Annotated in this window: 11 protein-coding genes; 9 read left to right on the top strand and 2 right to left on the bottom strand. The window is 71.3% G+C overall.

From position 1 onward, the window contains the following. From G3I40_RS09695 to G3I40_RS09675, 5 genes are all read left to right on the top strand, one after another. Positions 1–582, top strand: a 582-nt coding sequence (locus G3I40_RS09695; protein WP_239091639.1) for an ATP-binding protein, incomplete at its 5' end; no start/stop codon positions are given. 113 nt (positions 583–695) lie between these two features. Further along, the gene (locus G3I40_RS09690; protein WP_164301751.1) at positions 696–1,052 is read left to right on the top strand and encodes an SH3 domain-containing protein; all 357 of its coding nucleotides are present in this window, start codon (positions 696–698) and stop codon (positions 1,050–1,052) included. Positions 1,053–1,092: 40 nt separating this feature from the next. Beyond that, a complete protein-coding gene (locus G3I40_RS09685; protein WP_164301750.1) occupies positions 1,093–2,469 on the top strand; it encodes an FtsW/RodA/SpoVE family cell cycle protein in 1,377 nt (458 codons plus the stop codon). Next, a complete protein-coding gene (locus G3I40_RS09680) occupies positions 2,466–3,938 on the top strand; it encodes a penicillin-binding transpeptidase domain-containing protein (RefSeq protein ID WP_164301749.1) in 1,473 nt (490 codons plus the stop codon). The genes G3I40_RS09685 and G3I40_RS09680 overlap by 4 nt, the downstream gene beginning before the upstream one ends. A gap of 93 nt (positions 3,939–4,031) precedes the next feature. Continuing rightward, entirely contained in the window at positions 4,032–4,484 is a 453-nt protein-coding gene (locus G3I40_RS09675; RefSeq protein ID WP_164301748.1) for a DUF3291 domain-containing protein, read from the top strand. On the opposite strand, the gene G3I40_RS09670 is transcribed toward G3I40_RS09675, so the two are convergent. Then, on the bottom strand, positions 4,465–5,283 hold the full coding sequence (locus tag G3I40_RS09670) for a hypothetical protein (protein ID WP_164301747.1): 819 nt from the start codon (positions 5,281–5,283) through the stop codon (positions 4,465–4,467). The genes G3I40_RS09675 and G3I40_RS09670 overlap by 20 nt on opposite strands. A 9-nt stretch (positions 5,284–5,292) precedes the next feature. Continuing rightward, entirely contained in the window at positions 5,293–6,399 is a 1,107-nt protein-coding gene (locus G3I40_RS09665) for a ferritin-like domain-containing protein (RefSeq protein ID WP_164301746.1), read from the bottom strand. Between the two features lie 141 nt (positions 6,400–6,540). On the opposite strand from G3I40_RS09665, the gene G3I40_RS09660 reads away from it, so the two are divergent. The 4 genes from G3I40_RS09660 (at position 6,541) to G3I40_RS09645 (ending at position 9,976) form a co-directional block, all read left to right on the top strand. After that, positions 6,541–7,479 (top strand): diiron oxygenase, encoded by a 939-nt coding sequence (locus G3I40_RS09660; RefSeq protein ID WP_164301745.1) that lies wholly within the window; start codon positions 6,541–6,543, stop codon positions 7,477–7,479. 34 nt (positions 7,480–7,513) lie between these two features. Beyond that, positions 7,514–8,239 carry a TetR/AcrR family transcriptional regulator gene (locus G3I40_RS09655; RefSeq protein WP_164301744.1) on the top strand — a complete coding sequence of 242 codons (726 nt, stop codon included), beginning with the start codon at positions 7,514–7,516 and terminating at the stop codon, positions 8,237–8,239. A 176-nt stretch (positions 8,240–8,415) separates the two neighbouring features. Continuing rightward, positions 8,416–8,691 carry a hypothetical protein gene (locus tag G3I40_RS09650; RefSeq protein WP_164301743.1) on the top strand — a complete coding sequence of 92 codons (276 nt, stop codon included), beginning with the start codon at positions 8,416–8,418 and terminating at the stop codon, positions 8,689–8,691. A gap of 181 nt (positions 8,692–8,872) precedes the next feature. Continuing rightward, on the top strand, positions 8,873–9,976 hold the full coding sequence (locus G3I40_RS09645) for a C40 family peptidase (RefSeq protein WP_164301752.1): 1,104 nt from the start codon (positions 8,873–8,875) through the stop codon (positions 9,974–9,976). The last annotated feature ends 241 nt before the right edge of the window (positions 9,977–10,217 follow it).

The following is a 10,217-nucleotide window of genomic DNA, read 5'->3' as shown; positions in this document are numbered from 1 at the left end:
CTGCACGCCGCGGCCGAGCTGTTGCCGCCGGGCCGCCCCACCGAGCTGGTGCGCGACCGGGTCGCCGCGCTGCGCACGCTCACCGAGGACCTGCTGGAGATCTCCCGGCTGGACGCGCGCAGCGAGCGCGTCGACCTGGACGCGACCTGGCTGGGGCCGGTGGCGGAGCGGGTGGTGCGCGCGGCCGGCAGCACCCAGGTGAGCGCGCAGCAGGCGCCGACCGAGATCGTCGTCGTACGGGACGTGTGCGTGGTGACGGACCGGCGCCGGCTGGAGCGCGTCCTCGGCAACCTCGTGGCGAACGCGCACCGGCACGGCGGCCCGCCCGTCGTGCTGCGCGTGGACGGGCCGGTGATCACGGTGCGGGACCACGGCGAGGGCTACCCGGACTACCTGGTGGAGCACGGGCCGCAGCGGTTCCGCACGGAGGGCGGCGCGCGCGGGCACGGCCTCGGCCTGACGATCGCGCTGGGCCAGGCGGAGATCCTGGGCGCGCGGCTGCGGTTCGCCAACGCGCCGGACGGCGGCGCACTGGCGACGCTGACGCTGCCCTACGACGAGCCGGCGTCCTGGCCGGGATAGCGGAGGTCACCCTGGCGGCGCCCGCCGCCGTGCGCATCCCCAGGGTGGCGCATTAGGTGAGAGGGCAGGGCGCCTACCGGCCCTGCCCCGACTCCGTTCCCCAGGAGGACCCCGTGAGCGCACGGACCGTCACCACCCGCCTCGGCATAGCCGTCGCCGCCCTCGCGACGCTGACCGCCGCCGCGTCCCCCGCCCTCGCCGACGACTCCGCGACCGGCGCCAACAACCACCCGCCGGTCTACAAGGGCCGCGTCGTCGCCAAGCACGGGCTCCTGCTGCGCGACGCCCCCACCCGCGGCGGCCGCGTGATCCGCACCGCGCGGTACAACGCGATCGTCCCGATCTTCTGCAAGACGGGCGGCGACAACGTCGAGGGCAACCACCTCTGGTACCTGCTCACCGACGGCACGTGGGCGTGGGGTTCGGCGAAGTACATCAACAACATCGGCGCGGCGCCCCGCTGGTGCTGACATAACTGGATATCGCGGACTTGCTTGCTACGTTCCCGTCATGACCGGTTCAACGGGCTCGGCAGGAACGAAAGCACGGTCCTCGGTACCCGCCGTACGCGTCCCCCGGCGGAGGGGGACCGAGCTCGCCCTGATCGTTCTCGCCGTCCTGCTCAGTGTCTACGGCTACTGCGACGTCGGGCTCGCCAAGAACGGCTCCGTCCCGCCCGGCGCCGCCGGTTACGGCGCCGGGCTCGGCGTGCTCGCGCTCCTCGCGCACTGCGCGATCCGCTTCCGCGCCCCGTACGCGGACCCGCTGCTGCTGCCCATCGCGGTCCTGCTCAACGGCCTCGGTCTGGTGCTGATCTACCGCCTGGACCTGGAGACCCCCAGCGACGAGGCCGCTCCCACCCAGCTGATCTGGTCGACGCTCGGGGTGGGCCTGTTCATCGCGTTCGTGGTCTTCCTGCGCGACCACCGGGTGCTGCAGCGGTACGCGTACCTCTGCGTCGTCGCGGCGCTGGTCCTGATGATCCTGCCGATCTTCTTCCCGGCCGTGAACGGTGCCCGGATCTGGATCCGGATCGGCGGATTCTCCATCCAGCCCGGCGAGTTCGCCAAGATCCTGCTCGCGATCTTCTTCGCCAGCTACCTCGCGGCCAACCGCAACGCGCTCACGTACACCGGCAAGAAGATCTGGAAGCTACAGCTGCCGACGATGCGCGTCTTCGCCCCGATCCTCGCGATCTGGCTGATCAGCGTCGGCGTCCTGGTCCTGGAGACCGACCTCGGCACCTCGCTGCTGTTCTTCGGCCTGTTCATCGTGATGCTCTACGTCGCGACGGGGCGCGGCAGCTGGATCGCCATCGGGCTGCTGCTCGCCGCCGCGGGCGCGTTCGTCGTGGCGTCCTTCGAACCGCACGTGCACGGCCGCGTCGAGGACTGGCTGCACCCCTTCGCCTCCATCGACGCGGGCAACGGCCCGGGCCAACTCGCCCAGTCCCTCTTCGCGTTCGCGGCGGGCGGCATGCTCGGCACCGGGCTCGGGCTCGGCCACTCGATCCTCATCGGCTTCGCCGCCAAGTCCGACTTCATCCTGGCGACGGCCGGCGAGGAGCTCGGGCTGGTCGGCCTGACCGCGATCTTCCTGCTCTACGCGCTTCTCGTGGAGCGGGGCTACCGCGCCGGGCTCGCGCTGCGCGACCCCTTCGGCCGGCTGCTCTCCATCGGCCTCGCCTCGATCGTCGCGCTGCAGGTCTTCGTCATCGCGGGCGGCGTGATGGGGCTCATCCCGCTGACCGGCATGGCGATGCCGTTCCTCGCGCAGGGCGGTTCGTCGCTCGTCACCAACTGGATCATCGTCGCGGTCCTCGTCCGGGTCAGCGACCGGGCCCGCGGCGCGCTGCTGCCGGAGGACGCCCTGGAGGGGGCCAAGTGACCAAGTACATCCGCCGTGCCTCGGTGTTCTGCCTGATCCTGCTCGTCGCGCTGCTCGTCAACGCGGCCCGCGTCCAGGTCTTCCAAGCCGACTCGCTCGACGGCAACGCGGCCAACCGCCGCACCACCATCGAGCGCTACGGCCAGCCGCGCGGCAACATCCTCGTGCAGGGCAAGCCGGTCACGGGTTCCAAGGACAGCGGGCAGTCCCTGCGCTACGAGCGCACGTACACGAACGGCCCGCTGTACTCCCCCGTCACCGGGTACGCCTCGCAGACGTACGGCACGACGTTCGTCGAGAGCGCCGAGGACGACATCCTCTCCGGCACCGACCCGATGCTCTCCCCGATCCCCTTCTGGAACGACGTCTCGCGCGCCCAGAACCCCGGCGGCAACGCGGTGACCACGATCAACGCCGCCGCGCAGCAGGCCGCGTACGCCGGACTGGGCGGCAAGAAGGGTGCCGTCGCGGCGCTCGACCCCTCGACCGGGAAGATCCTGGCGCTCGTCTCGGCGCCCTCCTACGACCCCGGGGACATCGCGGGCACCGGCGCGGCCACGACGGACGCGTGGTCGCGGCTGATCTCCGACCCCGACCAGCCGATGCTCAACAGGGCGATCCGGCAGACGTATCCGCCGGGTTCGACGTTCAAGGTGGTCACGGCCGCGGCCGCGCTGGAGCACGACGTCGTCAACGGCATCACCACCGAGACCGACACCCCCTCCCCGTACACGCTGCCCGGCACGACCACCCGGCTCACCAACGAGAACCCGAGCCTGCCCTGCGAGAACGCGACGCTGGAGTACGCGCTCCAGGTCTCCTGCAACACGGTGTTCGCCAACCTCGGTGCGCAGGTGGGGCTGGCCGACATGGTCAAGATGTCGGAGAACTTCGGCTTCAACGACAGCGGCATCAAGATCCCCATGACCGCCGCCAAGTCCAACTTCGACACGGACATGAACGACTCGCAGGTGGCGCTCTCCTCCATCGGGCAGTACGACACCGCGGCCACGCCCCTGCAGATGGCGATGGTCTCGGCGGCGGTCGCCAACGGCGGGACGCTGATGTCGCCGCACCTCGTCGACAGGACGACGACCGACGACGGCGACACCGTCTCGACCACCGGGACCAAGACCTACAAGCAGGCCATGTCGCCGTACACGGCGACGCAATTGCAGCAGATGATGGTCGACGCCGTGACGAAGGGCACCGGCACGAACGCGCAGATCTCCGGCGCGACCGTGGGCGGCAAGACCGGCACCGCGCAGAACGGCGTGAACAACGAAGGTGTCCCGTACGCCTGGTTCATCGCCTACGCGCAGGCCGACGACGCGTCCTCGCCACAGGTGGCGGTGGCCGTGGTGGTGGAGGACGCGGCGGCGAACCGGGACGACGTCAGCGGCGGCGGCAGCGCGGCGCCCATCGCCCGGTCGGTCATGGAGGCCGTGCTCAACTCGCCGGAAAGGTAGGCCTGTTCAGCGCCGCCGCCGGGAATGTGGTCCCCGTACCAAGGAGCGAAATGGACCTGTGCGGGCGGCACGTGCGCCTCTAGCGTCGCGCTCATGACCACGTATGAACTCGCCCAGGTGAACATCGGCCGCCTCACGGCCCCCCTCGACACTCCCGAGCTGAAGGACTTCACCGACAACCTGGAGCCGGTGAACGCGACGGCCGACGCCGCCGACGGGTTCGTCTGGCGCCTGCAGGGCGACTCGGGCGACGCGACGGACCTGCGCATCTACGACGACGAGTGGCTCCTGGTGAACATGTCGGTGTGGCGGGACCACGACGCGCTGAAGGCCTTCATGTACGCGGGCACCCATCGCGAACTCCTCGCCCGCAGAAGGGAGTTCTTCGAGCGGCTGAGCGAGGCGGTGACGGCGCTGTGGTGGGTGCCGGCCGGTCACCGCCCGACCGTGGCGGAGGCCGAGCAGCGCCTCACGCACCTGCGTGAGCACGGCCCGACCCCCTACGCGTTCAGCCTGCGCCGGCAGTTCAGCCCAGCGGCTTCCTGAGGTCCTCGCGCACCTTGGCGGCCGTCTCGGCGGCCGCCTCCAGGTCGACGGCCTGCGGGTCCTGCGTGGCACTTTCCTGGGTGACCTCGCCGACGGAGGCGCCGGTGTTGTCGTCGACCCAGCCGCACATCGGCACGGTGACGGAGGTGCCCGCGTTGTTCTGGGTGAGCACCTCGCAGGTGACGGTCACGTCGTAGCCCGCGGGACGGAAGTCCTTGGGCGGGACGGCGACGGAGGCGCTCTCGGCCTCGCCGGCGCCCTTCATCATGTTGGTGCGGGCCTCAGCGGTGTTCTTGAAGCGGCCGTACATCCCGGAGACGACGAGCACGCCCTTGTTCGGGTCGCCGCCGGCGGCGTACTGCCCGATCACGGCCTTGACGTCCTTGGCGTCCCAGGCGCCGGTGGCCTCGTCCTCCAGCTCCGAGCCCTTGCTCGCGGACAGGTCCTGGGTCAGCCGGTACTTGCCGTCGAGCACCGTCGGGGACAGCGTCAGCTTGTACTCGGCGTCCGGGAAGGTCGCGTTGTTCCCGAACCAGGCGAGCGCGCCCAGGCCGATGAGCCCGACGACGCCGAGCACCACGACCCCGGCGACGATCCCGATGATCAGCCCGACCCGCCGCTTCTTGGGAGGCGGCGGCGGGGCGCCCCAGGGCGCGGGGTAGGGCATCCCCGGCTGCTGCTGCGGGAACCCGGGGTAGGCGGGCGGCTGCCCGTACGGCTGCGGGCCGTGCGGCGGGGGCGGCGGCTGCTGACCGTGCGGGTTCGGCTGCTGGGGCGGGGGCTGCGGTGGCGTGGACACGCCCGAAATCTACTGCACGTCGCCCGCGCGGATGGCGGCGTCCACCTCCGCGACCCGCTCCTGCTCCTCGGCGGCGAAGCGCTCCGCGTCGAGCTTCTCGGCGATCTCCTCGTCCTGCGCCATCAGCAGGTCGAGGTTCGAGTTGCCCATCTCGAAGACGCCCATGTCGACGTAGGCCTGCTGCAGCCGCTTGCCCCACAGGCCGATGTCCTTGACGCACGGGACGATGCGGCTGAACAGCAACTGCCGGAAGAGCGCGAGGTATTCGGACTGCTCGCTGTACTCCTCGGCCTGCGCCTTCGGGATGCCGAAGTCCTCCAGGACCTCGACGCCGCGCAGCCGGTCGCGCATCAAGTAGCAGCCCTCGATGACGAATTCCTCGCGCTCGCGCAGCTCGGCGTCGGTGAGCTGCTTGTAGTAGTCGCGCAGCGCCATGCGCCCGAAGGCGACGTGGCGGGCCTCGTCCTGCATCACGTACGCGAGGATCTGCTTCGGCAGCGGCTTGTCGGTGGTGTCGCGGATCATGCCGAACGCGGCCAACGCCAGTCCCTCGATGAGGACTTGCATGCCGAGGTAGGGCATGTCCCAGCGGGAGTCGCGCAGGGTGTCGCCGAGGAGGGCCTGGAGGTTGTCGTTGATCGGGTAGAGCAGCCCGATCTTCTCGTGCAGGAAGCGGCCGTAGATCTCCGCGTGCCGCGCCTCGTCCATGGTCTGCGTCGCCGAGTAGAACTTGGCGTCGAGGTCGGGGACGGACTCCACGATGCGCGCCGCGCAGACCATGGCGCCCTGCTCGCCGTGCAGGAACTGGCTGAACTGCCAGGAGGTGTAGTGCTTGCGCAGCTCCCCCTTGTCCTTGTCGGTCATCTTCGCCCAGTGGGGCGTGCCGTACAGGGACATCGCCTCGTCGGGGGTGCCGAGGGGATCGTACGGATCGACTTCGAGGTCCCAGTCGATGCGTTTGGCGCCGTCCCACTGCTTGTCCTTGCCCTTTTGGTACAGGGCGAGCAGCCGATCGCGTCCGTCGTCGTATTCCCAGCTGAAGCGGGCCGAACCGGCTGACGGTACCTGCCAGTTGGGCTCGTCCGGGGCCCTGGTGTACAGCTCGTGCGTCGCCATACCGGCAGGCTCACACGGTGGTAGACGCGGGGTCAACAAGTCGCGCACGAGGGATTGACGCCCTTGCTGACAAGCAGTCTCATAAGACGGAGGCAGAGACGTGACCGCCGGTAACTCCTCGACAGGGACGGAGAGTCAGCGATGACGACCACGACGGAGGCCGACGCGCTGTCGGGACTGCGCGACGCACTCGGTCTGCTCAAGGACCGGGAGCAGGTGGCCGAGCGGCTGCTCGACTCTTCCGCCAAGCACTCCTTCGATCCGGACCAGGAACTCGACTGGGACGCGCCGTTCGAGGACGGCAAGTGGTTCTGGCCGCCGGAGCTGGTGTCGCTGTACGGCACCCCGCTGTGGCAGCGGATGAGCGAGGAACAGCGGATCGCCCTGTCCATGCACGAGGCCGCGGCGCTCGCCTCGCTCGGCATCTGGTTCGAGCTGATCCTGATGCAACTGCTCGTCCGGCACGTGTACGACAAGGCGGCGACGAGCGCGCACGTGCGCTACGCGCTCACCGAGATCGAGGACGAGTGCCGGCACTCGAAGATGTTCGCGCGCCTGATCACGCGTGGCGAGACCCCGCACTACCCGGTGACCCGCGTCCACCACAACCTGGGCCGGCTCTTCAAGACGATCTCGACGACGCCGGGTTCGTTCACGGCGACGCTGCTCGGCGAGGAGATACTCGACTGGATGCAGCGGCTCACCTTCCCCGACGAGCGCGTGCAGAGCCTCGTGCGCGGCGTGACGCGCATCCACGTCGTCGAGGAGGCCCGCCATGTCCGGTACGCGCGCGAGGAGTTGAGGCGCCAGATGGTGACGGCGCCGCGCTGGTCGCAGGAGTTCACGCGCCTCACGTCGGGCGAGTTCGCCCGCGTCTTCTCGGAGGCCTTCGTCAACCCCGAGGTCTACACGAACGTGGGCCTCGACAAGAAGGAGGCCGTGGCCCAGGTCAGGGCGAGCGGCCACCGCCGCGAGATCATGCAGACGGGAGCCAAGCGCCTCACGGACTTCCTCGACGACATCGGGGTGCTGCGCGGGGTGGGCCGGCGGATGTGGCGTGCGTCGGGGCTGCTGGCCTGACGGCGGCGCCACGGTGCCGGTTACGCTGCCGGACATGACCTCGGCAACCGGCACGCCCGCCTACAGACGGCTCAGCGTCGAGGAGCGGCGGGCGCAGCTCCTGGAGTCGGCGCTGTCGCTGTTCGCGCACCGGGCGCCGGAGGAGGTCTCCCTCGACGACGTCGCCGAGGTGGCGGGTGTCTCGCGCCCGCTGGTCTACCGCTACTTCCCGGGCGGCAAACAGCAGTTGTACGAGGCCGCGCTCCGCTCCGCCGCCGACGAGCTGGAGCAGTGCTTCGCCGAGCCGCCCGAGGGCCCGCTCACCTTCCGGCTGACCCGCGCCCTGGACCGCTACCTGGCCTTCGTCGACCAGCACGACATGGGCTTCGCGGCGCTGCTCCAGGGCGGCAGCGTCGTCGAGACGTCCCGCACGACCGCGATCGTGGACGGCGTCCGGCGCGCCGCGGCCGAGCGCATCCTCAGCCATCTGAACGCGGCCTCCCCCGGCCCGCGCCTGCGCATGACGGTCCGCATGTGGATCACCGCCGTCGAGGCGGCCTCCCTCATCTGGCTCGACGAGGACAAGCAGCCGCCTCTGGAAGAGCTGCGGGACGGTCTCGTCGACCAGTTCATGGCGGTCCTCACGGCGACCGCCGGCCGGGACGCACAGACGGCGGACGTCGTCCGGTACGCCCTCGCCCTGGAGACGCCCGAGGGCCCGGTGGGCGAACTGGCGCGGCGGGTGCTGCCGGTGGTGAGCGACGCGGCGCACCTGCTGTGACAGGGGCGTGACGGGAGCGCCGTGGCCGCGCGGGCCCGTGCGCTGGGCGAGCCGGTGCGCGGCCCGGACCGGGATCCCTTCGCGCAGGACCTGAAGGCGCGGGCCGCCCGCCTCGAAGGCTGAGGGCCGGGCCCGGGCGGCGGGCCGCGTTCGCGCCGGACAGGGACACTTGTGCCGTGAAGAGTGAAGAGATCCCCTTCGTCGGCGGCCCCCTCGACGGGCGGACGCTGCCCGTCCTCACGACCGCGACCGGCAATCCGCCCAAGGTGTACAAGGTGCCGGTGCCGGACGCGGACGGCGGGCCCGACACCGTTCTCGTGTACGTACGCGAGCCCGTGCCCGACGGCAAGGCGGTGCGGCTGGTGCAGAAGTGGCAGTACGCGTTCCGGCCCGACGGGAAGGTCGAGCGCGCCGTGCGCTGGCCGTGGTCCAAGAAGCCGAAGAAGGCGTAAAGGCGGCTCGCCGGGCACCCACCGGAGGAGTGGCGCAGTTGGGCCGAACCGCGCAGCCTGCCGAGTGGACCCGTCGGTCGTCTGTTCATGTTCACGGTGGGGAGCACAAACGCTGCTCCGCACCGGAGGTGATGAGGTGTCAGGCAAGCGCAGCGCGACCCGCCTGGTGCGGTGGGGGTGCATGGCGGCCGTCGCGGGGGTGCTGCTGGCGCCGGGTCCGGTGGGCGCGGTGCCCGGTCCCGGCGGGGAGAAGTCCGTCGGTGAGCTGCTGACGGACCTTCAGACGCTGTACCGGCAGGCCGAGGAGGCCAGCGAGACGTACAACGCCACCGCGGAGCAGCTCAAGGAGCGCCGCAAGGAGTCCGAGGCGCTCGCCCAGAAACTGGCCACGGCGCGCGGCTCCCTGCACAGCAGCAAGATCGCGGCCGGACGTCTCGCGCGCGAGCAGTACCAGGGGCGCAGTGAGATCTCGCCGTACGTGCGGCTGCTGCTCGCCCGCGATCCGCAGCACGCCCTCGACCAGGGCCGGGTGATCCTGCGCGCCGCCAAGAAGCAGGAGGCCACCGTCGACCGGCTCGTCGGCGACGAGAAGAAGGCCGACGGCCTCGCCACGAAGGCGCGGGCCGGGCTCGACCGGCAGCTGCAGCTCGCCGCGAAGCAGAAGAAGGAGCGGGACGCCGTCCAGAAGCGGCTCAAGGACGTCGAGGAGCTGCTGGCCTCGCTCACCTCCGCCCAGCTGGCCCAGCTCTCCCGCCTGGAGGACGCGGGGACGGCCGACGCGCAGCGGTCGTTCATGGCGTCGGGGGCGCTCAGCTCGGCCGGCAGGTCGCCGTCGAAGGCGGGTGAAGCCGCGCTCGCGTACGCCGTGCGGCAGATCGGGAAGCCGTACGTGTGGGGCGCGGAGGGGCCGAAGGCCTTCGACTGCTCGGGGCTCACGTCGCAGGCGTGGGCGCATGCCGGGCAGCGGATCCCGCGGACGTCGCAGGAGCAGTGGGCGACGCTGCCCCGGGTGCCGCTGTCCGAGCTGCGGCCCGGGGACCTCGTCCTCTACTTCCCCAAGGCCACGCACGTCGCGATGTACCTGGGCGACGGGATGGTGGTGCAGGCGCCGCGGCCGGGGGCGCGGGTCAAGGTGTCGCCGATCGCCGCGAATCCCCTGCTGGGGGCTGTGCGGCCGGATCCCTCGGCGGGGGCTGTGTCCGGGTACCGGGCGCCTCGGCTGCCGGCCGGGGCCGAGGACGGGGGCGACGCGGGGTACGGGGCCGCGGGGGCGCCCCAGCAGTGAGCCGGCGGGGTCCGGGCGAAGGTCACGGGGCGCTGCCCCGGATCCCGCTGCTCAATCGCCGCGAATCCCCTGCTGGGGGCTGTGGCGGCCGGATCCCTCGGCGGGGGCCGTGTCCGGGTACCGGGCGCCTCGGCTGCCGGCCGGGGCCGAGGACGGGGGCGACGCGGGGTACGGGGCCGCGGGGGCGCCCCAGCAGTGAGCCGGCGGGGTCCGGGCGAAGGTCACGGGGCGCTGCCCCGGA

Source organism: Streptomyces sp. SID14478 (assembly GCF_010548525.1).
Lineage (GTDB): Bacteria > Actinomycetota > Actinomycetes > Streptomycetales > Streptomycetaceae > Streptomyces.
Note: the sequence above shows the minus strand (reverse complement) of the source record. Positions and strands in the feature narration are given on the sequence as shown.